The organism is Sphingomonas sp. Leaf21 (assembly GCF_916858675.1).
Lineage (GTDB): Bacteria > Pseudomonadota > Alphaproteobacteria > Sphingomonadales > Sphingomonadaceae > Sphingomonas.
Genome location: NZ_CAKASM010000006.1, coordinates 1 through 25,600, shown reverse-complemented (window position 1 = coordinate 25,600; position 25,600 = coordinate 1). Strand labels below are relative to the sequence as shown.

The window sequence follows — 25,600 nt, the reverse complement described above, 5'->3', positions numbered from 1 at the left end:
GCGCAGAGGGCGCAGAGGTGTCTCGCCCGCCGCGCCAGCGGCCCTCCTATCTCGATCGCTGACGAATAGAAGGCGCTGCGCGCGGCAATTCATCTCTGCGTCCTCCGCGCCTCCGCGCGAACAAAAACGCCGCGCGGGAGAGGCCTCCCACGCGGCGTTTTGCGCGCCTTGCACGGCAGAGAAACCGGACCCCGGCCTTCGCCGGGGAACGGGTTATCGCCCGAGCAGCACGCGCGCCTGGCCCGCGATCTGGGCCAGCATCGCGGCGTTGGGTTGGGCCGCGAGGCGCGCGCGGTCGATCACCGCCTTGAACTGGCCCACTCGGGCGGCGTTGCGCTCCAGCCAGGCCTCGACCGCCGCTTCGGGATCGGTCGCGCCCGCACGGCCCAGGAAATCGAGCCGCTGCTGCTGGAAATCGCGCGCGAGGCCAGCGATCAGCAGCCGCTCCCACGGATCGCTGGGGTTGATCCGCGCCGCCTGCCCCTGCGCCCAGTCGAGGCCAAGCGCCTGACCCAGGCGGGTAAAGGCATGGGTCAGCCGCGTCTCGTCGAGCGACAGGCGCTGACCCAGATCGGCCAGCCCGACCGCACCGTCGAGCTCGGACACGCGAACCACCCGCGCCGCAAGATCGGCAGGCGCCCCCGCCTCTTCCAGCGCGGCGACGACGCGCGCGCTCTGCGCCTTGGCCTCGTCGCGCAATAGTGCGGGCGTTTCGGCCGCCAACCGTGCGATACCCGGCTGCAACCGCTCCAGCGCGGCCCCCGGCGCCGTGCCCGCCGGCATGGCGCGAAGCAGGTCGGCGATCTGAGAACGGGCGGCCCGCGCCACCTCGTCGAACAGCGCGATCCGCGCCGCCTCGGGCATCGCCGCCGTCTCGATCGCGGTCCACAGCCCGCCCAGGTCGAACAGCCGCTCGACCACGACGAACATCGCCGCGATATCGGCCATCGCCGCGCCTTCCTCCTCCGCCAGTTCGAACGGGTGGAGGATGCCCAGCCGGTTGACGATCCGGTTGGCCAGCTTGGTCGCGACGATCTCTCCGCGCAGGCGATGCTGGTCGATCGCCTCGCCATAGGCTTCGCGCATCGCGGTCGGGAAGGCCGCGTGCAGATCGGGCCGCAGTTCGTCGTCGAGCGCCAACGGACTGTTCTCGATCGCATCCTGCAACGTCAGCTTGGCCGTCGCCAGGAGCACGGCGAGTTCCGGCCGGGTCAGCGCCTGCCCGTCCTGTCCTCGCCGCAACAGCACGTCGTTGCTGCCCAGCCCCTCGACCGAGCGGTCGAGCCGCCCGGCGCTCTCGAAGATCTCGATCACGCGGACATAGCTCGGCATCGCGCCCGCCCCGTCCGCCTCGGCGATCGACAGGCCCAGCGTCTGGAGCCGGTTATCCTCCAGCACGATATGCGCCACGTCATCGGTCATCGACGCGAGCAGCGTGTTGCGATCACCCTCCGCCAGACGGCCCTCGATCATCTCGCGGTTGAGCGCGATCTTGATGTTGACCTCGTTATCCGAGCAGTCGACGCCCGCCGAATTGTCGATGAAGTCGGTGTTGATCCGCCCGCCACGCTCGGCAAAGGCGATTCGCGCGGCCTGGGTCACGCCCAGGTTCGCGCCCTCGCCGATCGCGATGACCCTCAGATCCTCCGCATCGACGCGCAGGCGGTCGTTCGCCGGATCGCCGACCTGGACGTTATTCTCCGCCGCCGCCTTGATGTACGTTCCGATGCCGCCGAACCAGAGCAGATCGGCCGGTGCCTTCAGGATCGCCGAAATCAGCGCGGCGGGCTCCAGCGAGGTGGCGGTGATGCCCAGCGCCTCGCGGATTTCGTCCGACAGCGCGATCGTCTTGGCCGAACGCGGGAAGACGCCGCCGCCGGGCGAGATCAGGCTGGTGTCGTAATCCGCCCAGCTCGACCGGGGCAGCGCGAACATGCGCGCGCGCTCGTCCCAGCTCGCGGCGGGATCGGGGTTGGGATCGAGGAAGATGTGGCGATGATCGAACGCCGCGACCAGCTTGATCGCCCTGGACAGGAGCATCCCGTTGCCGAACACGTCGCCCGACATGTCGCCGCAGCCGACGACGCGGATGGGTTGCGACTGCACGTCGACGCCCCGCTCGGCGAAGTGACGCTGCACCGAAACCCACGCGCCCTTGGCGGTGATACCCATCGCCTTGTGGTCGTAACCCTGGCTGCCCCCGGAGGCGAAGGCATCGCCCAGCCAGAAGCCACGCTCCAGCGCCAGCGCATTGGCGACGTCGGAGAAGGTCGCGGTGCCCTTGTCGGCGGCGACCACGAAATAGGGATCCTCGCCATCCAGTACGCGGACGCCCTCGGGATGCACCACCGCGCCCTCGACGATATTGTCGGTGATCGACAGCAGCGCGCGGATGAACACGCGGTAGCTTTCCTTGCCCTCGGCGGCCCAGCCGTCACGATCGGTGACGGGCGACGGCAGCTGCTTGGGGTAGAAGCCGCCCTTGGCACCCGTCGGGACGATGACCGCGTTCTTCACCCGCTGCGCCTTCATCAGGCCCAGGATCTCGGTGCGGAAGTCGTCGCGGCGATCCGACCAGCGCAGGCCACCACGCGCGACGGGTCCGGCGCGCAGATGGATGCCCTCGACGCGCGGCGAATAGACCCAGATCTCGCGCCAGGGCAACGGCGCGGGCAGCCCCGGAATCCTGTGGCTGTCCAGCTTGAACGCCAGCGCTTCCCGGCCCGCCTCGGCAAAGGCGTTGGTGCGCAAGGTCGCGGCGATCATGTCGCGGAAGCTGCGCAGGATGCGGTCGTCGTCGATCGCCGACACCGCATCCAGCCCCGCCGCGATCGCGGCATCGGCGGCGGCGATATCACCGCCCGCCTTCGGGTCATGCGCGGCGGTGAAGCGCTCGATCAGTGCGGTGGCCAGCCTGGGCGCCCGGCGCAGCGCATCGACCACGGTGGTCAGGCCATAAGGCAACCCCGCCTGGCGCAGATAGCGGAACCAGGCGCGGAACAGCACCACCGCCTGCGGGCTCAAACCCACATCGACGATCAGGCGGTTGAACGCGTCATTCTCCGCCGCGCCCTCCAGCACGGCGGCAATCGCCCCCTCCAGCACCGCCGCGCCCTTGGGCTCGGTGGTCGCCTCGGTCTCGACGATGAAGTCGTGGACGAAGGGATCGGCATCGTCGCGCAGCCGCGTCGGCAGCTCGCCGATCACGCGGAACCCGAAATTCTCAAGCACCGGCACCGCGTCCGACAAAGGCAGCGCGCCGTTCAGCTTGTAGATCTTCAACTGGCGGTCCGCGCCCGCCAGTACTGGGAACAGGCGGACCGAGCGACTGCCCTCATCGTCCAGCGACGACAGGCGCAGGATGTCGGCGGCGGCTTCCGACGCCTCGCTGACGTTGCGATAGTTGGTCGGGAAGGCGTTGGCCCAGCGCAGGGCGAGGCGCGCGGCACGCGGCGCCGCCACCTGTTCCGCGAGTGCCGCCTCGACATCGGGCATCCAGCCGCGCACCATCTTGCGCAGCCGCTCGGCCAGCATGTTCGTGTCGGGCAGACGGCCATCCTGCCGAAGATCGATCGTATAGCGGATCAGCGCGACCACGCCGTCCTCCAGCGCGATCGACCAGTTGAGCAGCGAGCCGTTCGCCGCCTCGCCCAGCATATCGCCGATCGCCACGCGCCGCGCGGTGGTCAGCTCGTCGCGCGGCAGCCAGACGAAGGCGAACAGATGCCGCTGCAACACCGACCGGATCAGCACCAGCTCGGGGCGCGGACGGTCGGCCAGCGACATGGCGGTCAGCGCCAGTTGCTCCAGCGCTTCGCCCGGAAAGGCCGTGACCAGATCATGCGGCAGCGCGGTCAGCGCATGGGTCAGCGCCTTGCCGGTATGCCCGCGCGGGTCGAAGCCGAACTTGGCCTGGAGCGCGGCCAGCCGGGTGCGCAGCACCGGCACCTCGTGCGGCGGGCTGGCGAGCGCGGCGCTGGTCCACAGTCCCGCATGGATGGAAAGGCCGACCGCGCGGCCGCCCTCCATGATCGGCACCAGCACCAGGTCGAGCGGCACCGAGCGATGCACGGTCGAGATCGCGTTCGACTTGAGCAGCAACGGCGCCGCGCCGCCCTCGGCGAAATAGTCGAGCGCACGCTGGCGCGAGATATCGGCCAGCAGCGGCAGCTTGCGCGGGGTGCGCGCGATGCCCAACGCCGGGGCGTCGCGGCCATCCTCGAACCATTTCTCATGGCCGAGCAGCGTCAGCTTGCCGCCGAGGAACCACAGCAGCAGCGCCGCCCCTTCGCCATTGCGCTCGCCCAGCGTGGTCGCATCGCTGGCCAGCGCATCCTGCAGTCCCGACCAGTCGGTGACGGCGGCGCGCACATCGGCCAGCACCGCCCGCAGATCATCGACCAGTCCGCGCCGGTCGCGCGCATCGGCGCGTTCCATTTCCAGATAGATGAAGGATTCGGACCGGCCGCCGGGTGCGCCGATCGCCTGAAGTTCGCCCTCGCCGTCGCGGAGGACGGGCAGGACCGGGTGGATGACGCGGTCGATCGCGATTCCGTCCGCGCCGACCATCGCCGCGATCGAATCGACCAAAAAGGGCATGTCGTCATTGACGATGGCAAGGCGCATCCGGCGATGCGTATCGTCGCCCGACATCGGCTCCAGCGCGATGGAGGGCTCGCCCGGCACCCGCCGCTGGGCCACGCCCGCGACGAAGGCCGCCGCAGCAGCCACCTCCGCGGGGCCGAACCCCTGCAACTCCGCCGGAAGGGCGCCCTGGGTGAGCCGCGCGGCAATCGCGTCGGCCATCGGATGCGACATATTCGGTGCCATGGCCGTAAGTCCTAGGCCCGGCTTTCGCGCCGCTCAAGCCTTTGACACCCGAGAAAAGATGTTGCGCCGCAGCGCAATTATCGACGCGTCGCGCGCAATACCCTTTCAGCGAGCCGGGGATCGTCGCTGACCATTCCGGTAATCGCGAGCGCGCCCAGCGCGTCGACATGGCCCACGATCACCACCGGCGTGCCCGGCGCGGCGTCGATGGGAAGGTCGATCGTCGCGATCACCGCTTCCTCGCCGCCCTCTGGCTTTTCGGCCAACTTCCACAGGCTTCGGCCCGCGTCATGCGGCGGCGGCGCGTGCTGGCCGTCCACCGCCTGCAGCAGCGCCGAGTCGAGCGTCGCCTGGAGCAACGGGTCCGCCCGCTCCTTCCAGCTCACCACACCGTGGACGAAGTCGATCATCAAACCGTCGGAGGAATAGGGCAGCAGGATCGCCCGGTACAGGATGGTGCGGCCCAGTTCGTTGACGAACTCCGCCTCGAACCCGGCGGGAGCCTGATCGTGCAGGATCTGCTCGCAATGCCCGGTCAGCCGCGCGAGCAGCGACCGCTCCGGCAGGTCGGCGACCCGCGCGACCGCGTCGACCATGCCGCACTCGTCGCGCAGCGCCTGGCCGATATAGGCGATGGCGGGGTCGGCGCGATCCTCGCGGAAGTCGAGCAGGACCGAATTGGCCGAAAAGTCCCCGATCGCCTCGGCCTCGAGCGCGGCGATCATCGGAAACCGCGCCTCTCCGACCAGCGACGCCCAGTGATGATAGGCGCGCGCATGAAGCCGCCGCTCGACACTGCCCAGGTCGAGCATCACGTCATCGCTGCGGTCGGCGGGCGCATCGCCTCCCGAAGGACGTTCGGGGCGGGACGGACTGCCGATGAGTGTCTTTCTGGCCATGGCCCGGTCATGCCGACCTATAGTTAATCCTGCGTAAAGATCGCAAAGCTGCTTGCCAGCCCCCAATCGATCTGTTAGGCGCGCCCACCTCGACCGGACACCAGCCGGTTCGACCGATGACGGGCCGCTTTAGCTCAGCTGGTAGAGCATCGCATTCGTAATGCGGGGGTCACAGGTTCGAGTCCTGTAAGCGGCACCATCACGTCCTCGGAACAAACCTGGAAAACCGCAGAAATCTGCGGTAAACTGCCTCTCGGCGGTCCCGTGAAATCTCATTATGTTCCGCCGTGGCCCACTCAAAAGGGGCCACGAATCATGGGGCCACGAACGTTGCAGGAGGCGTGGCCCCATGCTTACGGTTGTGCAGATCCGGGCGCTGAAACCGGCAGAGCGTCCCTACAAGGTGGCCGATTCGGACGGCCTGTATCTACTGGTGCAGCCATCCGGCGCCCTGCTCTGGCGCTTTCGCTACCGGTGCTGCGGCATCGAGCGGAAACTTTCGCTGGGCAGTTTCCCCGATGTCACCTTGGTGCAGGCGCGCAGGAAGCGCGACGAGGCCAAGGCCGAACTCGATGACGGGATTGATCCCGTCGAGGAAAAGCGCCAGCGGCGGCTGAAGGCCGAACTGGCGGCGCAGACGACGTTCGCGCTCGTCGCCGGGGAATATATCGAGAAGATGGAGCGCGAGGGCCGTTCCCCCGCTACCATCAAGAAAGCGCGCTGGTTCCTCGAACTACTTGATGGCATCGCCAAGCGTCCGATCGCGGCGATCACCCCGCATGAGCTTCTCGACGTGCTGAAGCGGGTCGAGCGTCGCGGGCATCATGAGACGGCGCTTCGGCTCCGCTCCTTCGCCGGCCGTGTCTTCCGCTATGGTTTCGCGACCCTGCGCACCGAGCGTAATCCAGCCGACATCCTGCGCGGCGCCCTTACTGTTCCCAGGGTCAAGCATCATGCGGCGATCGTCGAGCCCAAGAAAGTCGGCGACCTGCTGCGCGCAATAGACGGGTACACGGGCCGGCCCGAGACCCTGCATGCACTCAGGATCGCGCCGCATGTCTTCCTGCGCCCGGGTGAGCTGCGGCAGGCGAAATGGAGCGAGATCGACTTCGCCGAAAAAGTCTGGCGCGTGCCGGCCGAGCGCATGAAGATGAAGCAGCCGCATGCCGTACCCTTGTCGCGGCAGGTGCTGTTCCTTTTGCAGGATCTGCGGTCGCTGGCGCGGGACAGCGAATTCCTCTTCCCGGCGCTTCATACCACTAAGCGCTGCATCTCGGACAATACGCTGAACGTCGCGCTGCGCCGCCTGGGGTTCGAGAACGATGAGATGACCAGCCACGGCTTCCGCGCCATGGCCAGCACGCTCCTCAACGAGTCAGGGCTGTGGCATCCCGATGCCATCGAGCGCGCGCTGGCCCATGGCGAGAAAGACAAGGTGCGCGCCGCCTATCATCGCGGCGCGCACTGGGCGGAACGGGTGCGCATGGCGCAGTGGTGGTCGGATTATCTCGACCAACTTCGGATCGGCGGTGCCGTCATCAAGGGCAAGTTTCGCAAGCGAGCGTAGGACTTGCTACGCCTGCCATGCGATGATGGCGTCATTTCGCAGGATCGTAGGAAGCGGGATTGCGCATCCACTCGTCGATGGCCGATGCACGCCAACCTATGCAGCGGGTGCTGAGCTGAGTGCTCCTTGGAAAGGTGCCGTTCGCCATCTTGCGGTAGAGGGTGGAACGGCGAAGTCCCGTCTGAGCGAGGACGGCGTTCAGACGGAGAAAGCGGTCAGGATTAGCGGACATGGGTACCACCTTTCGGTTTTTGCGGTTGGGAACCGCTAAGGTCCTGTTTCCCCGCTAAGTGGAGTAGAGCCTCTCTGGGTCCTCCGGGGTGCTCGCGAGGGACATTCGCTACCGTCTCTCGCGATGCTGCAGGAACGGCATCGACGCCGCTGGCGTGGTGCCAAGCTGCTCCGTCTGGATCCATTCTGTTTTGTGACCTGAGGCAAAGAGCGCGAGTGTCGCAATGCTTGGTGGATATCGACGGCGCCCCGCCCAAACCTGCGCAAGGGCGTGAAGGCAAGGCTGGCAAACGTTAGAATCGCGCGCGTTACATGTCGTCGTCCAGCCATGCTGACGAGAATAGCTCCTCCTCTGGCCGCTACCCTCGCGGACGCGCGATATAGCCCAGAGTCCTTAACATTGATAATGCCCTACAGGGTATAACTTGCATTTACTCCCTGCAGGGTATAAATACACAATATGCCCTTCAAGGTATATCACTAGTTTATCCCTTATAGGGTATGCCGTCACTGAAAGGCGTCTCCCGTGGCCCACATTGCTCGCTCTCCCAAACAGCTCGGTGCGCTCATCCATAACGCGCGAACCAAGCGCAACCTCACCCAGCAGGCTCTGGCGGCCTTGGTTGGCACCGGGCAGAAGACGATCTCCCGCATCGAAAGTGGGCAGACGGGTACGAAGCTCGACACCCTGTTCGGTATCCTGGCAGCGCTCGACCTCGACATGCAGATCGCACCGCGCAGCAAGGGCAGCGCCGACCTGAGCGAAATCTTCTGACAATGGCGCGCCGCAAGACCCACGTTCCCCTGAACGTGCTGATCAATAATCGCCTCGTCGGCCGCCTCGAGAAGGAAACGAGTGGCGCCGTATCGTTCCGCTATGATCAGAGCTGGCTCGAGTGGGAGCACGCATTTGCGGCCTCGCTGTCACTGCCGCTTCGTGCAACCACCTATCGCGGCGCGCCGGTACTCGCCGTTTTCGACAACCTGCTTCCCGACAGCGTAGATATCCGACGCCGCGTGGCGGAGCGCACGGGTGCCGAAGGTGCCGATCCGTACAGTCTCTTGGCCCGCATCGGCCGGGATTGTGTCGGTGCGATGCAGTTCCTGCCCGACGGTGAGGCCATCGACGCCATAGGCGATATACGGGGCGAAGCTTTGAGCGACGAGGATATCGAACACCTCCTCGACAATCTCAAAGGTGCGCCGCTCGGGATCGATCCTGGCCAGGAATTCCGAATCTCGATCGCGGGTGCGCAGGAGAAGACCGCACTGCTGCGCCACGACGGCCAGTGGCTGCGTCCAATCGGAACGACTCCGACAACGCATATCCTAAAGCCTCAGCTCGGCGAGATTCCGACCTCAACCGGCACGGTCGACATGACCGCCAGTGTCGACAACGAGCATTACTGCCTGGCGCTGCTGGGCGCCTTCGGCTTGCCGGTCGCGAAAACCGAGATCGTCACCTTCGGAGCGCGGCGCGCGCTGGTCGTAGAGCGGTTCGATCGCCGATGGCTCGCCGATGGCCGACTGCTGCGCGTTCCGCAGGAAGACTGCTGCCAGGCACTCGGCGTGCCATCCTCCCAGAAATACCAAAGCGAAGGTGGTCCCGCCGCGGCGGACATCATAAGACTGCTCGGCGGCAGCGACGATCCGACCGAGGATCAGGCGACATTCCTGTCGAGCCAGATCATCTTCTGGCTCATCGGCGCGACCGACGGACATGCGAAAAACTTCAGCCTCTTCCTGCGTCCGGGCGGCGGCTTCAAGCTGACGCCCTTCTACGATGTCCTGAGCGTCCAGGATGCTGTCGATCGCGGACAGTTGGCACAGAAGAGTTTCCGGTTGGCAATGTCGGCGGGCACCAGCCGCCATTACCGGATCGAGGAAGTCCTGGGCCGGCACTTCGTCCAGACCGCGAGAGCCGCGGGTATCGGCCCGACCATTATCGACAAGGTCATCACCGACATTCGCAAAAAAGCCGTCACGGCCGCGGACGTCGCGCGGGAAGCAATGCCGGACGACTTCGCCGACGACGTCCATGCCAGCGTAAGCCGCGCGATCGCCGATCGTCTGGCACGTCTCGACACGGCGTTTACGGAGCTAAGCTAGTCGCGTTGCAAAACATGTCCGGCATGCCCCTCTCCGCCACCCTCATTGTCGGTCAACCGCTTGAGGCTGCGATACTGGACCAGCGTCGCACGGCCGACCTTCGTCGTCTCGAGGTCGCCCGACTGGATGAGCTCGTAGATCCGCGAGCGGCTGAGGCCGGTGATACGAACCGCCGTTGCCACGCGGACCGTCAGCGGCTTGATCTTCCTTTCCCATGCCCGCTCGATCATTTCTGCCCCCGTACTCGCGCGTCGCGCTCGCGCACGAACGCCCGATCGCTCTCCAGAAAGGCCGACAACATCGCGGGGATCAATTCGGTGACCGGCTCCTCAATGCCGTAGGTCGAGGCATAGGCCGCAGCATAGGCCTGCAACGACGACTGGAGGTCCGGCGTGATGGTGATGGCCAGCTTGACCGGCGTGCGGTCGGGCAGCTTGCCGAGCTTGAGATCGGCCATGTCAGCTTGTCCTTCTTGGATAAGGGGCGAGGATGAGATCGTGGGTCACCAGCAAGCGGACCGGCGCGCCGGGACGGATCGTGACCGTCGGCTGGACGTCGAGGTTTCGCTGGGTGATCTGGTCGCCGGCCCGCGCGACGTTCATCTGGGCGGACTGGCGGATCGCCTGCACGAGGTCGCTTCCGCCGGAGATCGACAGCTCGGAACCGACGCCGAGCATGGTCGCGATCGCGACACCCTTGAGCAGCGTCCATGTGTGGAAATCGACCCGGTCGGCAAGCCCGGCATAGCCTTCCGGGTCGGTGGCAGGCATGTTGTCGAGCCGCACCGAGCTGCCGTCGGGCAGGATCAGCCTTTGCCAGATCACCAGCGCACGGCGCTGCCCGAACGCGACGACGCTGTCATACTTGCCGATCAGCCGGGCACCCTGTGGTACGAGCAGGATCGTCCCCGTGACGGTATCGAACACGTTCTGGGTGACCTGCGCGGTGACCATGCCGGGCAAGTCGGAACTCAAGCCGGTGATGAGGCTTGCCGCGATCACGCTGCCAGCCAGCAGGCTGTTGGGCGAAGCAGGAGTGACGAGGGCGCCGACGTTGAGATCGCCGCCCGTGTCTCTGGCCGCGGCGAACTGCTCCTTGCGCGTCCCCGTCGCCGTCGCAGGGATGGCATCAGGGACTTCGGGGCCGACGGAGGAAGCAGGGGTGACCACGCTATGGCCGGTCGTGACCTGCGCCATCAGGCCCGATTCTCGCGCCGCCTTGAGGTCGGCCATCCGCTGCTGCCGTGCTGCCGCGACCGTATCGACGGACGGAGGGGCAACGGTCGCTTCGGCCCGTTCCTGTGCGCGCAGGATTGGCCGGCCAAGGTCGCCGGGAAGCGGTCGGCCGAGCCTGGGCGCATCGCCATAGCTGGCCGGGAGGCCAGAGAGTGCGTCGGCGGCGGGCTTTGCCATCGGCTGAGACAATTCGCTGTCCTGCGCGACGTGCCGGAAGACCTGCGGCTTCAACGCCATCCACGCGATACCCATCAGGCTGGCCGAGCCCAGTGCGGCGAGGCCGATGATCGCACCCTTGCGGAAGCGGATCGCGCGTGCCGGACGGGAACGGATGGCCAATGTCTCCGGGTCGACCTTCGGCGGCTGGGCGGGAGCTTCGGGTGCGGGCGCGTCGAGCATGGCTTCGGCGGGCGAAGGTGCGTCTGACGAAGGTTCGGCAATTTCGCTCATGCGCCCCTCCGCGGGGCGGATGGCCCGATCCTGTTGATGCGGACGACCTGCTGCTTCTTCAAGCCGAGCCGGAGTTCGGCCGCGTCGAAGATCCCGTCGACGACGTAGAAGCGATCACGCAGCCGGTAATTGACCAGTTCCACCTTCCCATCTGGGTCGACGACGAACAGGGGCGGTGCATCGCCATTGGCCAGCGAAGCCGCAAACTCGACATAGGTCCTTGTCCCGTCGTCGAACACGCGCAGCGGCCGCCATGGCGGGCGGTCGCCGCTGATCGCGTAGTTGAAATGCAGCTGCTCGACCGCCAGCCCCGTCGCCCCCGGTGGCGCAGCCTGCGCGGCTTCCGCCTTGCGTCGCACGGCCAGCAGCTCGTCCTGCGGATAGGTCCAGCGCAGCGAGGACAGCGCCGTTGCCGGGGTGCTGGCGAGCCTGAGATGATAGGCGCGCCGGTCGGTCGTGATGACCAGGTTGGTCAGCAGGCCTGCGGAGACCGGCTTGACCAGCACGTGCGTCTGCTTGCCGTCGCCCGAACCGCTCGTCGTATCGCCGATCACCCAGCGGGCGGTATCGCCGCTCGCGACCGCCACGAGGGTCTCGCCGGGCTGGAGCGCAATGTCCGTTACCAGCCCCGGCGCGGTATAGACTTGATAGATCGTGCCGTCGGTGAACGGATAGACCTGCGCGCCGCTGACGAACCCGTTCGCTGCCGGCTCGATCGTGGCGCTGCGTGTCGCGGACCGCACCGCCTTGAGCGGTGCCGCGGCCCGATCCTGCGCCCACGCGGGACCGGCCAGGACCATGGTGGCGATGGCCGGCAAGATGACGGATTTCATGGGTTCTTCTCCTGTGAGTTGGACAGGCTCACCGCGCCGGATCGGGCGCCGAGTGAAGGATCGAGCGGTGATCCGAATGGAAGGCTCGATGGAAGGTTCGCCGGCGACCGAATGGCGGGGCGTGGGGATGGCGACGATGGCGCGGTGTCCAGTTCGCGGCTCCAGTCGATCGCGTCGACATAGATGCCGAGCGGGTTCTTGCGCAGCACATCGGCCGATGTCGGCGCGCGCGTGACGATGGTGAGGATCGCCGTCCAGCGCTGGACGCCGGCCTGGCTGCCGCGCTCGAACATGGTCTCGGTCCATTTGACCTGGAACGACTTGTCGGACGCGCGAACGACGCTGGTGACCTGCACCGACACTGTCCGGTCGCCGACCTGGGCAAAGGGCGCTGCCGACCGGGCATATTCCCCCAGGAACTGAGCCCCGCGTTGGGTCGCGAAGTCATATGCCTCGAGCCAGTCGCGGCGCAGCAGCACCGGGTCGAGCGACACCGATCGGATGTTGGTGATGAATCGCGACAGGTGCCACGCCACCTGCGGGTCGGTCGGCCGGTATGCGACGTCGGCCGGCTGGACGGAGCGCGCTTCGCCGAGCTTGTCGACCTCGACGACATAGGGCGTGACGCGGCTCTGCATCGATTGCCAAGCAAGGGCTGCCGACGTGCCTGCGGTCAGGAACAGGCAGCCGAACGCCATCAGCCGCCAGTTGCGCGCCTGCACGCGCGCCGAGCCGATCCGCTCGTCCCAGAGTTGCCCGGCACGCTGGTAGGGCGTCTCGGGCGGCGGCGTTCGCCCGTAGCGCTGCACGCTTCGCTTGAAGACCATGGTTCAGTCGTTCCTTTCCTTGATGTCGGGAATCGCGGAGCCGCCGCCACGATCGCCTTGGCTGAGCGTATGGATCGCGATCTGGCGGCGATGGCGGCTCGTCTGCTGGTCGCGCATCGCCCGCGCCCATGCGGGGGTGCCGCCGTCGGCGTCACTCGCGCCCGGTGACGCATCGGGGGTTCGATTGAGCGCCGCCCAGGCAGCGTTGCGCCCCCGCTCCGCGGCAGCGCCGAGCCCGAAGGTGCTTTCGACCTTCTGGGCTGCCGCGCCCTTGGCAGCGGCGGCCATGCCGCCGACCACAGAGCCTCCTGTTTCGCGACCGAGCTGCGCGGCGGCCGACGCCGCCGATCCCATCGCGGTGCCGGCACGCACCGCCCCCAGCGCAGCGCCGGCCAAGGCGCGGGCGCCACCGACGGCCGCCCCACCCGCCAGCATCGCGATGCCGCCGGCGCCGACCGCGGTGCCGAGCGCCGCGCCGGCGCCGAGCTGCGGGGCGCCGGATACCAGCCCCGAGGCGATCGAGGGCCCGACGATGCCGAGGCCGAACAGCGACAGGCTGGCGAGCACAAGGCTCATCGCTTGGCCGATGTCGGGCTCCTGGCCCTGCAAGGCGTCAGTGAACTCGGCGAAGAAGTTGGAGCCGATCCCGACGATGACGGCGACCACCATCACCTTCACGCCGGACGAGACGACATTGCCCAGCACGCGCTCGGCGAGGAAGCTGGTGCGGTTCCACAGCGCGAACGGCACGAGGATGAAGCCCGCCAGGCTAGTCAGCTTGAACTCGAGGATGCAGACGAACATCTGCACCGCGAGGATGAAGAAGGCGACGATCACCAGCGCCCAGGCGAACAGCAGGATCATGATCGTCAGGAAATTGTCGAAGAAGGTCGTGAACCCGACCATCTCGCTCGCTTGATCGAGCAGCGGCCACGCCGCCGAGAAGCCGGTGCCGGCGAGCCGCCCGGGCTTCAGCAGGTCGTCCGCGGAAAGCGTGCCACCGCCGGCGGTCAGCCCGGCTTGCGCGAACGAGCGGAAGATGATGTCCGCGAGACGAGAGAAGCTGTTCAGGATGAAGGCGAAGGCGCCGACATAAAGGATTTTCCTGAGGAAGCGGCCGATGACATTGTCCTCGCCGCCCATCGCCCAGAACAGGCCGGCAAGCGTGATGTCGATGCCGATCAGCGTTGCGGTCAGGAAGCCGACGTCAGGACCGAGCAGCCCGAAGCCGCTGTCGATGTAAGTGATGAACGCCTGCAGGAAGCGGTCGATGACACTGAGGTCGTTCATGGGATCCTCTTCCTGGCAACGTGGCGAGAATGTCGCGGGGCGCGGTGGGGAGCGGGACCGCGCCCTGCGACGACGACGAATGATCGGGGCATCACCGGCCACTTGCCGGATCGAGCCTGTCTACGCCGTGGGGCTATTGGGACGTGTAGGCTGATCCGGAGCCGAGGAACTTCCTGGTCGCCGCGCGTGCCTCCTGTGCCTGCGTCGCGCGCCGTGCCTGCTCGATCGCCTCGCTACGGAATTGCGCGGCCATCATCTGCTGGAGCTGCAACTGCTGCTTGGCGGTCAAGGCAAGGAGCTGGTTGGTGGCTTGCTGTGCCTGGAGCGAGCCTTCCGCGCCTTGGCTGCGCGCGACGATGTCGGCGAGCGCCTGTGTGTCGGCCCGGACGTTCTCGACGACCTGCGCCTGCACCGTCATCGTCTGGCGGAAGGCACCCATGCTGGCATCGAGCCGCGCGCGGGCATCCCGCACGCGGGTGTCGGTGCGGAGCGCCGAGGAGAAGTCGGCAGGAAACAGCGATTTGAACTGGTCGTCGAGCTGGCCGACCCGGAAGTCGATCGCCTGCGCCCGGCCCATCAGCCGGTCGATCTCGGCAAGCTTCTGTTTGAGTGCATCCAGCTGCGGGAAATCGATGCGGCTTAGGTTCTTGCCCATGGCAACCAGCATCTGCGCCTCATTCTGGAGCTGCTGGATCTGCTGGTTGACGCTCTGCAGCGTGCGCGCGGCGGTCAGGATGTTCTGCGCATAGTTTCGCGGATCGAACACGATCCCGCCGAACTGCGCATGGGCCGGCGTCGCCGCCGACATGACCCCCATGATGAAACTGCCCCTGGCAGCGGCGGCGAGCATGGCGGCGATGACGCGGCGGCGGTCGAGGAACGGCATGACGATCTCCAGTGCTTTGGCACCCGCACCCGCGTCGATCGCGGTCGGGCTCGGCATGGAGTGTCGGCCTCTCAGCGCCGCGGCGTCAGATACCGGCTGGGGTCTGCACGGGACCTTGTGGGGACAATCACGAAACCTTCTCCAAAGTCCCGGCAGTTGTTGTGGCCAGACTTCGACGCCGCTATGTGTGGCACATGAGCAATACAGCCAATCTTCTGAAGCGGACAGTTCACGCAGGCTTGATTGCGCTGCTAGCTTGCGCCTCGATGGCGGACGCCAGAGCCAACGCCTCTCTGCCGGATATGACCACGGCTCTCCGAGAACTGCACGTGGAGAGTGCTTCGGTCGCCGTGATCCGCAACGGACGGATCGTCTCGACGGGCGCCTGGGGCATGGCAGGGCCGAACCGGGCGGCGACCGTCGCCACGCCCTATAATCTCGCCTCGCTGACGAAGCCGCTGACGGCGGAAGTCATCCTGCGCCTGGTGTCAGCCGACAGGCTGTCGCTCGACGAGCCGATGGATCGCTACTGGAGCGATCCCGACCTGTCGCGTGATCCCCGGCGGATGAAGCTCACCGTCCGCATGGCGCTGAGCCATCGCACCGGGTTGCCAAACTGGCGCGATGCCAAGGGGCTGGCGTTCGATCATGATCCTGGCACGACGACCGGCTATTCGGGCGAGGGGTATCAATATGCCGCGCGCTACGCCGAGCGTCGCACCGGGCAGTCGTTCGAGACGCTGGCTGGCCGCTGGCTGTTCGCACCTGCCCACATGCGCGCTTCCGGGTATGTGTCGGCGCAAGGCGAGGCGGCGCCGATCGCCGTGCCCTACGACGACGCCGGCAAGCCGCTCCCTGTAGAGCGTGTGACGCGCTACAACGCTGCCGATCTCGCGCACGCGACAGCGCGTGATTACGCGCGCTTCCTCATCAATGCGCGCAACGACAGGGGCCTGGTCGCGTCCGTCGCGGCGGAGCGCAGCAAATCGCAGGCCGATCTGACGCCCGGAATATGTGCCGGATCGAAAGCAGCCAGCTGTCCACCCTGGACCGGCTTTGGCCTCGGCTGGCAGCTTCTCGGATTTCCCGGAGGCACAACGATGCTCCACACCGGCAAGGATGCCGGGGCCTTCACCTTCGCCGCGATCGATCGTGCGAGCGGCGACGGCATCGTGATCCTGACCAACAGCGACAACGGATGGCGGGTCATCCTGCTCATCCTCGAACGCACCGGCAGCGACCCGAAGCTGATCGCCTTCCTGCGTGGCCAGATGAACTGACAGGACCAAGGTCATGCTGACTGCCCTTGCCGCCGCCGCGGTCCTGCGGACGACGGCTCCGTGCTCACGTCCTTCTCGTCTTCGTTGCAGTTTAGCCGAGCGGTAGCAGGCGACCAATCGCGATCGGTTCAGACTTGGCCGCGGATCGTGGCGGCGCGCTCCGCGAGTACGGCCGCCGGCCCTTCAAGCTCGTAGAAGGCAAAGGGATTGAGGAATTGCCGTCCCCAGAACAGCGCCCTGTCCACCGGTCCCAGGCTCGACTCGTCGCACAGCGCGAGCCATTGCGCGCCAATGGTCTCGATCTGCCTGGACACGATCGCGATGGCCTGGTCGGACGTCATATGGAAGTCGCCGGCGGCGGCCAGGCAGGTGGCGATCTGGCTCGAGCGGTGCTGGCCCACAATCAGCATCGCTTGGCTGGCTTCCTCGCCGGCTCGCGCCTGTGGGCAAATGTCGTAGGCGGGCGTCAGGGCGAGCTGCGCCCCATCCCAGAACGCGGCGTGGTTGCGCGCATGATCGTCGACATTGCCGACGAGGATGTTGAACGTCAGCCGCGCGAACAGCTCGTGCAGGGTCGCGGTCGGATCGATGAAGCGGAAGCGTATCTTCTCGGCAAGATCCTGATAGCTCGCATAGCGCGCCTGCATCTCGTCGAGCTCAAGGATGGTGAGCGCCGATACCATCGCCCGGCGGTGCCAGTCATTCCCAGTCGGCACGCGATCGAACCGCTCGACCAGAAGCACATCCTTGCCCGCAGCATGGATCAGCCGGACCGGCGCGACCGACAGCCCAGCGAGCGCGGCCAGGCGCACGCGATATATTCACCCTTCACGACCGAATAGGTGTCGCCGCTGCTGGAGAATTTGGCGACATATTTCTGCCCCCCATCCGTGAGCAGCGCCTTGGGACGGGCACCGCCGATCGAACTGCCATGATGGAGGGCCTGGTCGAGCTCCAGCGTGAGCGGCAGATTCTTCTCGACCTTCTCCGCAGACGCGAGCAGTTCCTCGACGGTCGCGTACCTGCCGCCGCGTGGAGCATATGCTGTTGCAGACGTCTGGAAATCCAGGGCGCCGATCCGGTCCGAGCCGGATTCGAGCAGGAAGACCAGCTCGTCCAGCTCGATCCCGTCAAGGTCGTCGCCCTTGACCCCGAAGGTCCTGTTGAGGATGACACGCCGTCCCCAGGCGTCAGGGGCGCCGTCGCGGATCGCGCTCGCCATCGCAAGTGTGCCGAGGGGTGCGATGGGTTCGCCCACGAGCGGGAGTTCCGGCATATAAAGCGGGATGGCGTCGGTCCGCTCGCGATACGAACGGCCATACATGAACTGGATACGCTCGCCGTCGGATACCAGCCAGCCAGCAACGACCGGCTTCGTGGCTCCGGGAAGCCAGGTCCAGACAAAGGCCTCGCGCGGATGGGGCAGCTTAGAAGTCATCGCTGATGCTCAACGGCTTCGGCCGCACGCGGCGAGGCAGCAGTGCGAGGCGCTTGCCCGCTTCGTCGAGCCGCATCGACACCCCTCGTGCATCCTCTTCGAACAGCGGAATGCCGAGGATGGCACACGCCTCGAAGGCAAGTCCCAGTTCGACCTTCGGGTCCCCCTGTTCGAGCCGATGCAAGGTGCTGCGGTCGACGCCGAGGCGGTCCGCCATGTCTTGCGCGGTCATCCTGCGCGACTTGCGCTCGACCTGCACCAGCAGGCCGAGAAGCTCTACCGCGGCAATCGTATAGCGTGCGTAACTGCGCTTCTTTGAAGCAGGCATCTGTGGCACCCATCCGGCATCAGGCGGGTTAACGCGTGATGTATCCGGCAAATGCACTCTCAAACGTCCATTGTCAATCGTTATGCTGCATGCATCCATCAGTAATGCTGTTAATGATGGATGCATCCATCGATCATGTCCCATCGCCAACGGCTCGTTGTTCGCGGTAGAAAGGCCCAAGGCGATCGATTTTTGCCATTATCGTGCATCTCGAATGCACGATGATCTCAGACCGAGGCAGCCTAGCTGTGACCGCAGCAGGCGTCGCGTGGTTCTGCATCGCTAGAGTGATGCTCCGCTAGGTTCCGGCTGCGGGGCATCGGCCATGAGGTCGGCCGCCCAATCAAGGCCAGCGTCGCGAAGGAAGGCACTGGCGAAGCCATCGCGGCCATGTTCGGCGAGCACAGCATTGATCCGCTTCTGCGTCGCCGGGTTCGACGCGCCGCAAAGCGCGAGTGCGATGGGACCAAGCCCCAGTTCGAACAGCCGGTTCCCGCGCGCAGACTGCAGGTAATAATGGCGCTTGGGGATCGCCCGGGCGATCAGCTCGACCTGTCGGTCGTTGAGGCCGAAGCGCGCGTAGATGTCATGGCCCTGCGGTTCGACCGCCCGGTCGTTGGGCAGCAGGATCCGCTGCGGGCAGCTTTCGATGATCGCGGGCGCGATAGCCGAGCCCGCGATATCGGCGAGGCTCTGCGTTGCGAAGACGACCGCGACATTCTTCTTGCGCAGCACCTTCAGCCATTCGCGGATACGCGCGGCGAACAGCGGGTGGTCGAGGAAGATCCACGCCTCGTCGAGGACCAGCAGCGTCGGGCGCCCGTCGAACCGCGCCTCCAGCCGGTGGAAGAGATAGGTCAGCACCGGCGCGACCGCGCTGGCCTGGCCCATCAGCGCCTCGGTCTCGAAGCATTGGACATCGGCAAGGTCGAGTTGCTGCTCGGCCGCGTCGAGCAATCGGCCGTACGGTCCCTCGAGCGTGTAGGGCTGGAGCGCAAGGCGCAGCGCGTTGGACTGGAGTAGCAGTGCGATGCCGGTCATGGTCCGCTCGTCACGCGGGGCGGAGGCAAGGCTGCCGAGCGCAGTCCAGATTGCGTCCTTTACGTCAGGGGTAACCGGCACGCCCTCGTGCGCCAGCAGCGCCGCGATCCATTCGGCGGCCCAGCCTCGTTCAGCGGCATCGTCGATATCGGCGAGCGGTTGGAAAGCGAGCGTCGTGCCGTCCGCCTCCGCCGCGCCCAGCGCATGGTGCGCCCCGCCCATCGCCAGCACCGACGCACGCGCGCTGTTGCCCTTGTCGAAGATATAGACCTGGGCTTGGCGATAGCGGCGGAACTGGAGCGCGATCAGGTTCAGAAGCACCGACTTGCCGGCGCCCGTCGGCCCGACCACCATCATGTGCCCGACATCGCCGACATGGGTCGACAACCGAAACGGCGTCGATCCGGCGGTCTTGGCGACGAGCAGCGGCGGCGCTTCCTGGCCCGTGACCGCGGCGAGATGGTCGTTGCCGGCCGGGCCGGCCCAGACGGAGGAAAGCGGCATCAAATGCGCGAGGTTGAGCGTGTGCACCAGCGGCTGCCGGACATTGGCATAGGCGTGGCCCGGCAAGGACGACAGCCAGGCCTCGACCGCATTCACCGTCTCGCGCTTGGCGGTGAAGCCGAGTCCGTTGACGATCCGCTCGACCGCGCGAACCTTGTCCTCGACTGCTGCCTGATCGCGGTCACTGACCGTGATCGTCGTCGTCAAATAGCCGAAGGCGACATGGTCGCCGCCGAGCACCTGAAGCGCCTGGTCGGCATCGGCGACCTTGTTGTCGGCATCGCTGTCGAGCAGCTGCGCCGGGGTGTTGTACATCACCTCGCGCAGCAGCGCAGTGATCGACTTGCGCTTGTTGAACCATTGGCGCCGAAGCGAAGTGAGCGTCCTAGTCGCCTGAGTCTTGTCGAGCGCGATGAAGCGCGTGACCCAGCGATAGCCGAAATCCTGGTGGTTGAGCGCGTCGAGGATGCCAGGGCGGCTGAGATTCGGAAAGCCGAGCACCGTCAGCGTGCGCACATGCATTTGCCCGAGCCTGGGCTCCAGCCCGCCGATGACCGGCGTGTCGGCGAGGAGGCCGTCGAGATACATCGGCGTCTCAGGGACCGCGACAGGATGGCGCCGGTCGGAGACGGTGCCATGTAGGAAGGTCAGCGTCTCGCGGTCGTCGAGCGGACGCACCGACGCCATGACGCCCGACAGCAGGTCGAGCACGCGATCGGTCTCCGCGACGAACGAAGCGAGCGTACCCCGCCAGTCGCGCTCCCGGTCGCTGTCGGGGCGCTCGACTAGGCTCCGCCCGGCACGGTCCGCCGTGTCCGCCGGTGGCAGCCAGGTCAGTGTCAGGTGATAGCGGCTCTCGAAATGCGTGCCCGCGGCCTCGAACGCCGCCCGGCGCTCGCGATCGACGAGCCAGCTCGCCGGGTCGGGAAAGTCGCTGTCGGGATAGGCCAGGGCCTCGCGCCGCTCGGCGTCGAAGAACAAAGCCCAGCCGCTGCCCAGACGCTTGAGCGCGTTGTTCGCCCGTGCGCAGGCGCCGACCAGCTCGGCCTCGGTGGCGGATTCGAGATCGGGGCCGCGGAAGGCGAGCACCCGCAGGAAGCTGCCGTCCTTGTTCAGCACCACGCCCGGGGCGACCAGCGCCGCCCAAGGCAGGTGATCGGCGAGCCGCTCGGCACGGTCGCGATATTCGCCGAGGTACATCATGCCATCTGGCTCAGCATGCGAGATATCCCTTCTGGCGGATGTGACGGAGCAGGACCGGCGCGAAGTCGGGATCGCGGCGCGCCGCCATCACCGCGGCGCTGTGGCCGACGGCCCAGAGCAGCACCCCGGCCGCCCATTGCTGGAGGCCGAGGCCGACCGCGGCGGCCAGTGTCCCGTTGATAATCGCGAGCCCGCGGGGCGCGCCGCCGAGTAGCAGCGGCGCGCCGAGCGAATGATGGATCGGCACCTCGAAGCCATCGAGGTGCCGACCGGTATCGGTCGCCGGGGCGGTCATGCGACCAGCGCCCCGCCGCCGAAGCTGAAGAAGGACAGGAAGAAGCTCGACGCGGCGAACGCGATCGACAGGCCGAAGACGATCTGGATGAGGCGCCGGAACCCACCTGCGGTTTCGCCGAACGCCAGCGTCAGCCCCGTCGTTATGATGATGATCACCGCGACGATCTTGGCGACCGGCCCCTGCACGGACTCGAGCACCTGTTGCAGCGGTTCCTCCCACGGCATGCCCGAGCCGGCCGCCTGGACCTGGGTCGCGAAGGTCAGGGCGAGGCCGATCGCTGCACCGGCGATGAGATTCCGCCGAGCGGTCGGGCGCGTGATGGAAAGACGGGTCATGGTCGGGTCTCCTTCGGGTTGAACGGGGACAGGTCGGCGAGCGTGTAGGCGCCGGTATCGGGGTCGAGCCCGGCGACACGCGCGATGGTCGAGACGCGACGGTCGACACCGCGCCCGGCGATGAAGACGACGAGGTCGATCGCCTCGGCGATGAGCTGGCGCGGCACGTTGACGACCGCTTCCTGGCAGAGCTGCTCGATCCGATAGAGCGCGGCTTGTCCGCTGTTGGCGTGGACCGTCGCGACCCCGCCTGGGTGCCCGGTGTTCCAGGCCTTGAGCATGTCGAGCGCCTCGGGGCCGCGGACTTCGCCGACGATGATCCGGTCGGGGCGCAGCCGCATCGTCGAGCGCACCAGCTGGGTCATCGACACCTGCGGCGGGCGCGTGCGCAGCGCCACCGTATCGGGTAGCGGGCATTGTAGCTCGCGCGTATCTTCGATCAGGATGACACGCGCGTCCTGCCCCGAGCGTTCCTCGGCCATCTCGGCCAGGAGCGCGTTGGCGAGCGTCGTCTTGCCCGAGCTGGTGCCGCCGGCGACAAGGATATTGTCGCGCCGGGTAACCGCGCCACGCAGCGCCTCGGCCTGAATCGCGGACATCAGCCCATCGGCGACATAGTCGTCGAGCGTGTGGAGCTTGGTGGCGGCCTTGCGGATCGCGAAGCAGGGCGCCGGCGCCACCGGCGGCAGCACGCCCTCGAACCGCTCGCCAGCATGGCCTTCGACATGCGGCGGCAGCTCGGCCGAGATGATCGGGTGCTCCGCATGGACCTCGGCGCGGGCGTGCGAGGCGACCAGCCGGACGATGCGCTCGACTTGGTCGGGTGCCATCCGCACCCCGGTGTCGCTCCGGCCCTCGCCGAGACGGTCGAGCCGCAGCGCACCATCGGGATTGACCATGATCTCGACCACCAGCGGATCCCGCATCGCCACGGCGATGTCGGTCCCCAGCGCCGTGATCAGCATCCGGCGGCGACGCTCCGCGGACAGCAGGGCGCTCATCGGTCACCTCCCCGCTTAGAAGGAATCGTATCGGCTTCCTGCGGCGATCCGCCGAGCGAGCGGCGTCCGGTCGAGACCTGTCGCCCGACCTGCGTCACGAAAGCCTCGAAGCGCTTGGCGCCGAGCGCGCGACCGGCGGCATCGTTCTCGGCGAGCGGTGTCTGGATCGAGAGCTCGAACCGGATGAACAGCGCCAGCGTCTCGAGGATGACATAGGTGTCCCGGTCGACCCGCCCAATCGCATGGGTCAGCCGGTCGAGCCGGATCGCGAACCGGTCCTCCAGCTCGGAGGCGCCGCGCCGGTTGAGCCAGGCGGTCACCGCATCGACGAGGATCGCCGACTTGGTCGCGCCGGGCCTGGCCGCGAGTGCCTCCAGCCGGTCGGACAGCGGTCTCGGGAGAAAGAGTTGATGGCGCACCTTGTCGCTCGTCTTGTCCATCGCTCAAATCCCCAGCTGCAGGTCGTCGGGGCGGCCCGAGGCGGCGTCGAGGCCATAGACCGTGCGAGCGGTGCCGACCTGCTGGGCACGGTCCATCGCGCGTCGCTCGGCCGCCTGATCGCCATCGTCATCGCCGAGGCCAAGTGGGTCGGCGATCTCCGGCTCGACCATCATGGCCGGCTCGACCTCGTGGGCAGGAAGCCGGGCCTGTTCAAGACCGGCTTCCTCCGTGTCTTTGCTAGCGTCGGTGCTAACCGCAAGCCGCAGGTCGGCTCCGCATACCCGGCCGGCCCAGTCGTCGGGGCGGGTGGCGGGCACGTCGCGATATCCGCCTGCATCGAGCGTCGGCGGCGGAAGGACGCGCGCAGTGTAGCGCCGGTCCTCATAGTAGCGCAGCTTCCTGGCCCGGATCGGCGGATGACCCGAGATCAGCAAGAGCTCGTCGGTCGGCGCGAGCTGCATCACCTCGCCGGGTGTCAGCAGGGCACGTGCGGTCTCCTGCCGGCTGACCATGACATGGGCCAGCCAAGGCGCGAGCCGGTGACCCGCATAGTTGCGCATCGCGCGTTGTTCGGTCGCGGTGCCGAGCGCATCCGATATCCGCTTCGCCGTCCGTTCGTCATTCGTCGCGAAGGCGATGCGGACATGGCAATTGTCGAGGATGGCGTTGTGCTCGCCGTAAGCCTTCTCGATCTGGTTGAGGCTCTGTGCGATCAGGAAGGCGCGCACGCCATAGCCTGCCAGGAAGGCGAGGCTCGTCTCGAAGAAATCGAGTCGCCCGAGCGCCGGGAATTCATCGAGCATCATCAAGAGAGGCCGTCTGCTTTCGGGGCGGCTTCCGGAACCGGCGGCACCGGTTTCGCCGTCTTTGCCAAGGCCATGGAGTTCCTCGGTCAGTCGGCGGCCGATCTGGTTGAGGATCAGCCGCACGAGCGGCTTGGTGCGGCTGATGTCGGACGGCGGTACGACGAGGTAGAGGGAAACGGGATGCGCCGCCTCCACGAGGTCGACGATCCGCCAGTCCGACGCGGCTGTGACGGCCGCGACGGTTGGATCGCGATAGAGGCTGATAAAGGACATCGCCGTCGACAGCACGCCCGAGCGTTCGTTATCGCTCTTGTTGAGCAGTTCGCGGGCAGCAGAGGCGACGACGGGATGGACGCTGGGCGCATCATCGGTGCCGAGATGGTTGGTCTCCATCATATGGCGCAGGGTCTCAGCGAAGCTGCGCTGCGGATCGGACAGGACGGTCGCGACGCGGGCGAGCGTCTTCTCTCCCTCGGCATAGAGGACGTGCAAGATCGCGCCGACCAGCAGCGCATGGCTGGTCTTTTCCCAATGGTTGCGCCGCTCCAGCGCACCTTCCGGGTCGACGAGGATATCGGCGATATTCTGGACATCGCGGACCTCGTTCACGCCGCGCCGCACCTCGAGCAGCGGATTGTAGCGCGCCGAGCGGGCATCGGTCGGATTGAACAGCAGGCAGTGCGAGAAGCGTGCGCGCCAGCCGGCGGTCAGTTGCCAGTTCTCGCCCTTGATGTCGTGGACGATCGTCGAGCCGGTCCAGCTGAGCAGCGTCGGCACGACCAGGCCCACCCCCTTGCCAGAACGGGTCGGTGCGAACGCCATGACATGCTCGGGGCCGTCGTGGCGAAGATCGTCACCGTCGAACCGGCCGAGGACGACGCCGCGATCACCGAGCAGTCGGGCCGCCGCGACGTCCTTGCGGGTCGCCCAGCGAGCCGAGCCATAGGTGGTGAGGTTGCTGGACTGCCGCGCCCGCCAGATCGATCCAAAGACCGCGGCGCCGCACCCCAGGAAGCCGCCGGCCGCAGCGATCGCGCCTGCCTCGTCGAAGATGACCGGCGCATAGGCGTCGAACGAGAACCACCATGGAAAGATCGACCACGGATGGTAGATCGGACGATCGAATGCGATGAACCAGGGCGGGCCGAGCTGCGGCTGGTAGGCGAGCCGAGCAGCGGCCCATTGCGTCGCGATCCAGATACTCGCGACGATGATCGCGAGCACCACGAGGATCTGTCCGATAAGCAACTTGGTCGGTGTCACGAGCGTCTCCAGCCCGGGACCGGACATCCTGTCCTCCGGGCCGCCTCCACGATCGCATCATCGCCGCCGCACGATCAGACCCTCGCTGGGGCCGGCACGAACGTGTCGGGGGACATTGACGCGGCGTCCACCGTGTCCAGCGCGTGAACCAGCGTGGTCGCGCAGGCAAAGTCGAAGCATGTGGCAACGGGCCTGCTACAAGCGATGCAGGCATCGAAGCACCGGCACGAGGCCATCGCCGATGGTGGTCGCATCGGTCCCTGGAAACCCGGCGGCCGTTCTCGGATGGCTCCATCCGGTGCTGCCGGGGAGCGAAACACTATCTTGTCGATGCCGACGGTGCATCGCCCCCTTGGTCGACATCGGGGAAATGGGTAAAGTAGTCGCAGCCCATGCCGAACAGAGCATCGACCGGGTCGCTGGCGCGTATTCTCTCGTTGCGGTGGTCAAGCCCCGCGGTTTTATCTTGCCATAGACATCCTTTCGTCATGGGCGGTCGGGGCGT

General features: G+C 66.8%; 24 protein-coding genes and 1 tRNA gene. 5 read left to right on the top strand and 20 right to left on the bottom strand.

Features of this window, described 5'->3' with window-relative positions; genetic code table 11:
• Positions 1-213: 213 nt before the first annotated feature.
• Together LRP66_RS07450 and LRP66_RS07445 are read right to left on the bottom strand one after the other, a co-directional pair.
• Entirely contained in the window at positions 214-4,830 is a 4,617-nt protein-coding gene (locus LRP66_RS07450) for an NAD-glutamate dehydrogenase (RefSeq protein WP_230481865.1), read from the bottom strand.
• A gap of 77 nt (positions 4,831-4,907) precedes the next feature.
• Entirely contained in the window at positions 4,908-5,729 is an 822-nt protein-coding gene (locus tag LRP66_RS07445) for a hypothetical protein (protein WP_230481864.1), read from the bottom strand.
• 123 nt (positions 5,730-5,852) lie between these two features.
• Here LRP66_RS07445 and LRP66_RS07440 point away from each other — a divergent pair.
• Positions 5,853-5,928: transfer RNA gene (locus LRP66_RS07440), tRNA-Thr, on the top strand.
• A 150-nt stretch (positions 5,929-6,078) separates the two neighbouring features.
• Complete coding sequence (locus LRP66_RS07435) at positions 6,079-7,296, top strand: tyrosine-type recombinase/integrase (protein WP_230481863.1); 1,218 nt, start codon at positions 6,079-6,081, stop codon at positions 7,294-7,296.
• A 31-nt stretch (positions 7,297-7,327) separates the two neighbouring features.
• Here LRP66_RS07435 and LRP66_RS07430 read toward each other — a convergent pair whose 3' ends face one another.
• Positions 7,328-7,528: a helix-turn-helix transcriptional regulator gene (locus LRP66_RS07430; RefSeq protein ID WP_230481862.1), complete on the bottom strand. Its 201-nt coding sequence runs from the start codon at positions 7,526-7,528 to the stop codon at positions 7,328-7,330.
• Between the two features lie 525 nt (positions 7,529-8,053).
• Here LRP66_RS07430 and LRP66_RS07425 point away from each other — a divergent pair.
• Entirely contained in the window at positions 8,054-8,302 is a 249-nt protein-coding gene (locus LRP66_RS07425; protein WP_042485091.1) for a helix-turn-helix domain-containing protein, read from the top strand.
• 2 nt (positions 8,303-8,304) lie between these two features.
• Positions 8,305-9,636 carry a type II toxin-antitoxin system HipA family toxin gene (locus LRP66_RS07420; RefSeq protein ID WP_230481861.1) on the top strand — a complete coding sequence of 444 codons (1,332 nt, stop codon included), beginning with the start codon at positions 8,305-8,307 and terminating at the stop codon, positions 9,634-9,636.
• Here LRP66_RS07420 and LRP66_RS07415 read toward each other — a convergent pair.
• The 7 genes from LRP66_RS07415 to trbJ all read right to left on the bottom strand — a co-directional run bounded on the left by LRP66_RS07415 (position 9,633) and on the right by trbJ (position 15,157).
• A complete protein-coding gene (locus tag LRP66_RS07415) occupies positions 9,633-9,866 on the bottom strand; it encodes a DNA-binding protein (protein ID WP_230481860.1) in 234 nt (77 codons plus the stop codon). The genes LRP66_RS07420 and LRP66_RS07415 overlap by 4 nt on opposite strands.
• Entirely contained in the window at positions 9,863-10,093 is a 231-nt protein-coding gene (locus LRP66_RS07410) for a DUF2274 domain-containing protein (RefSeq protein ID WP_042485086.1), read from the bottom strand. Before LRP66_RS07410 ends, LRP66_RS07415 begins: the two co-directional genes overlap by 4 nt.
• 1 nt (position 10,094) lies before the next feature.
• Entirely contained in the window at positions 10,095-11,270 is a 1,176-nt protein-coding gene (locus LRP66_RS07405; protein ID WP_230481995.1) for a TrbI/VirB10 family protein, read from the bottom strand.
• A 47-nt stretch (positions 11,271-11,317) separates the two neighbouring features.
• Positions 11,318-12,154, bottom strand: coding sequence for a P-type conjugative transfer protein TrbG (gene trbG / locus LRP66_RS07400; protein ID WP_230481859.1), 837 nt, complete (start codon positions 12,152-12,154; stop codon positions 11,318-11,320).
• Entirely contained in the window at positions 12,151-12,981 is an 831-nt protein-coding gene (gene trbF / locus LRP66_RS07395) for a conjugal transfer protein TrbF (RefSeq protein WP_230481858.1), read from the bottom strand. The genes trbG and trbF overlap by 4 nt, the downstream gene beginning before the upstream one ends.
• Before the next feature lie 3 nt (positions 12,982-12,984).
• Positions 12,985-14,271, bottom strand: a complete 1,287-nt coding sequence (gene trbL / locus LRP66_RS07390) for a P-type conjugative transfer protein TrbL (RefSeq protein ID WP_230481994.1) — start codon at positions 14,269-14,271, stop codon at positions 12,985-12,987.
• A gap of 133 nt (positions 14,272-14,404) precedes the next feature.
• Positions 14,405-15,157 (bottom strand): P-type conjugative transfer protein TrbJ, encoded by a 753-nt coding sequence (trbJ, locus tag LRP66_RS07385; RefSeq protein WP_230481993.1) that lies wholly within the window; start codon positions 15,155-15,157, stop codon positions 14,405-14,407.
• 329 nt (positions 15,158-15,486) lie between these two features.
• On the opposite strand from trbJ, the gene LRP66_RS07380 reads away from it, so the two are divergent.
• Positions 15,487-16,437: a serine hydrolase domain-containing protein gene (locus LRP66_RS07380; protein ID WP_230481857.1), complete on the top strand. Its 951-nt coding sequence runs from the start codon at positions 15,487-15,489 to the stop codon at positions 16,435-16,437.
• Between the two features lie 128 nt (positions 16,438-16,565).
• On the opposite strand, the gene LRP66_RS07375 is transcribed toward LRP66_RS07380, so the two are convergent.
• The 10 genes from LRP66_RS07375 to LRP66_RS07330 form a co-directional block, all read right to left on the bottom strand.
• Positions 16,566-17,249, bottom strand: coding sequence for a type II toxin-antitoxin system HipA family toxin (locus LRP66_RS07375; RefSeq protein ID WP_230481856.1), 684 nt, complete (start codon positions 17,247-17,249; stop codon positions 16,566-16,568).
• Positions 17,201-17,875 carry a type II toxin-antitoxin system HipA family toxin gene (locus LRP66_RS07370; protein WP_230481855.1) on the bottom strand — a complete coding sequence of 225 codons (675 nt, stop codon included), beginning with the start codon at positions 17,873-17,875 and terminating at the stop codon, positions 17,201-17,203. Before LRP66_RS07370 ends, LRP66_RS07375 begins: the two co-directional genes overlap by 49 nt.
• Entirely contained in the window at positions 17,865-18,203 is a 339-nt protein-coding gene (locus LRP66_RS07365) for a helix-turn-helix transcriptional regulator (RefSeq protein ID WP_058732925.1), read from the bottom strand. Before LRP66_RS07365 ends, LRP66_RS07370 begins: the two co-directional genes overlap by 11 nt.
• Positions 18,204-18,485: 282 nt before the next feature.
• Positions 18,486-20,951: a conjugal transfer protein TrbE gene (gene trbE / locus LRP66_RS07360; RefSeq protein WP_230481854.1), complete on the bottom strand. Its 2,466-nt coding sequence runs from the start codon at positions 20,949-20,951 to the stop codon at positions 18,486-18,488.
• A gap of 10 nt (positions 20,952-20,961) precedes the next feature.
• Entirely contained in the window at positions 20,962-21,246 is a 285-nt protein-coding gene (locus LRP66_RS07355) for a VirB3 family type IV secretion system protein (RefSeq protein WP_058732923.1), read from the bottom strand.
• Positions 21,243-21,584: a TrbC/VirB2 family protein gene (locus LRP66_RS07350; protein WP_042485066.1), complete on the bottom strand. Its 342-nt coding sequence runs from the start codon at positions 21,582-21,584 to the stop codon at positions 21,243-21,245. The genes LRP66_RS07355 and LRP66_RS07350 overlap by 4 nt, the downstream gene beginning before the upstream one ends.
• Complete coding sequence (gene trbB, locus LRP66_RS07345; protein WP_230481853.1) at positions 21,581-22,585, bottom strand: P-type conjugative transfer ATPase TrbB; 1,005 nt, start codon at positions 22,583-22,585, stop codon at positions 21,581-21,583. The genes LRP66_RS07350 and trbB overlap by 4 nt, the downstream gene beginning before the upstream one ends.
• Positions 22,582-23,025 carry a hypothetical protein gene (locus LRP66_RS07340; RefSeq protein WP_058732921.1) on the bottom strand — a complete coding sequence of 148 codons (444 nt, stop codon included), beginning with the start codon at positions 23,023-23,025 and terminating at the stop codon, positions 22,582-22,584. The genes trbB and LRP66_RS07340 overlap by 4 nt, the downstream gene beginning before the upstream one ends.
• A 3-nt stretch (positions 23,026-23,028) precedes the next feature.
• On the bottom strand, positions 23,029-25,095 hold the full coding sequence (locus LRP66_RS07335) for a conjugal transfer protein TraG (protein ID WP_230481992.1): 2,067 nt from the start codon (positions 25,093-25,095) through the stop codon (positions 23,029-23,031).
• Between the two features lie 319 nt (positions 25,096-25,414).
• Positions 25,415-25,600 (bottom strand): hypothetical protein (locus LRP66_RS07330; RefSeq protein WP_230481852.1); only part of this gene is annotated, 186 nt, incomplete at its 5' end.

Coding starts and splice junctions, on each gene's coding strand:
- LRP66_RS07450 (WP_230481865.1), bottom strand. CDS start 4,830: ATGGCACCGAATATGTCGCATCCGATGGCCGACGCGATTGCCGCGCGG.
- LRP66_RS07445 (WP_230481864.1), bottom strand. CDS start 5,729: ATGGCCAGAAAGACACTCATCGGCAGTCCGTCCCGCCCCGAACGTCCT.
- LRP66_RS07435 (WP_230481863.1), top strand. CDS start 6,079: ATGCTTACGGTTGTGCAGATCCGGGCGCTGAAACCGGCAGAGCGTCCC.
- LRP66_RS07430 (WP_230481862.1), bottom strand. CDS start 7,528: ATGTCCGCTAATCCTGACCGCTTTCTCCGTCTGAACGCCGTCCTCGCT.
- LRP66_RS07420 (WP_230481861.1), top strand. CDS start 8,305: ATGGCGCGCCGCAAGACCCACGTTCCCCTGAACGTGCTGATCAATAAT.
- LRP66_RS07415 (WP_230481860.1), bottom strand. CDS start 9,866: ATGATCGAGCGGGCATGGGAAAGGAAGATCAAGCCGCTGACGGTCCGC.
- LRP66_RS07410 (WP_042485086.1), bottom strand. CDS start 10,093: ATGGCCGATCTCAAGCTCGGCAAGCTGCCCGACCGCACGCCGGTCAAG.
- LRP66_RS07405 (WP_230481995.1), bottom strand. CDS start 11,270: ATGCTCGACGCGCCCGCACCCGAAGCTCCCGCCCAGCCGCCGAAGGTC.
- trbG (WP_230481859.1), bottom strand. CDS start 12,154: ATGAAATCCGTCATCTTGCCGGCCATCGCCACCATGGTCCTGGCCGGT.
- trbF (WP_230481858.1), bottom strand. CDS start 12,981: ATGGTCTTCAAGCGAAGCGTGCAGCGCTACGGGCGAACGCCGCCGCCC.
- trbL (WP_230481994.1), bottom strand. CDS start 14,271: ATGAACGACCTCAGTGTCATCGACCGCTTCCTGCAGGCGTTCATCACT.
- trbJ (WP_230481993.1), bottom strand. CDS start 15,157: ATGCCGTTCCTCGACCGCCGCCGCGTCATCGCCGCCATGCTCGCCGCC.
- LRP66_RS07370 (WP_230481855.1), bottom strand. CDS start 17,875: ATGACTTCTAAGCTGCCCCATCCGCGCGAGGCCTTTGTCTGGACCTGG.
- LRP66_RS07365 (WP_058732925.1), bottom strand. CDS start 18,203: ATGCCTGCTTCAAAGAAGCGCAGTTACGCACGCTATACGATTGCCGCG.
- trbE (WP_230481854.1), bottom strand. CDS start 20,951: ATGATGTACCTCGGCGAATATCGCGACCGTGCCGAGCGGCTCGCCGAT.
- LRP66_RS07355 (WP_058732923.1), bottom strand. CDS start 21,246: ATGACCGCCCCGGCGACCGATACCGGTCGGCACCTCGATGGCTTCGAG.
- LRP66_RS07350 (WP_042485066.1), bottom strand. CDS start 21,584: ATGACCCGTCTTTCCATCACGCGCCCGACCGCTCGGCGGAATCTCATC.
- trbB (WP_230481853.1), bottom strand. CDS start 22,585: ATGAGCGCCCTGCTGTCCGCGGAGCGTCGCCGCCGGATGCTGATCACG.
- LRP66_RS07340 (WP_058732921.1), bottom strand. CDS start 23,025: ATGGACAAGACGAGCGACAAGGTGCGCCATCAACTCTTTCTCCCGAGA.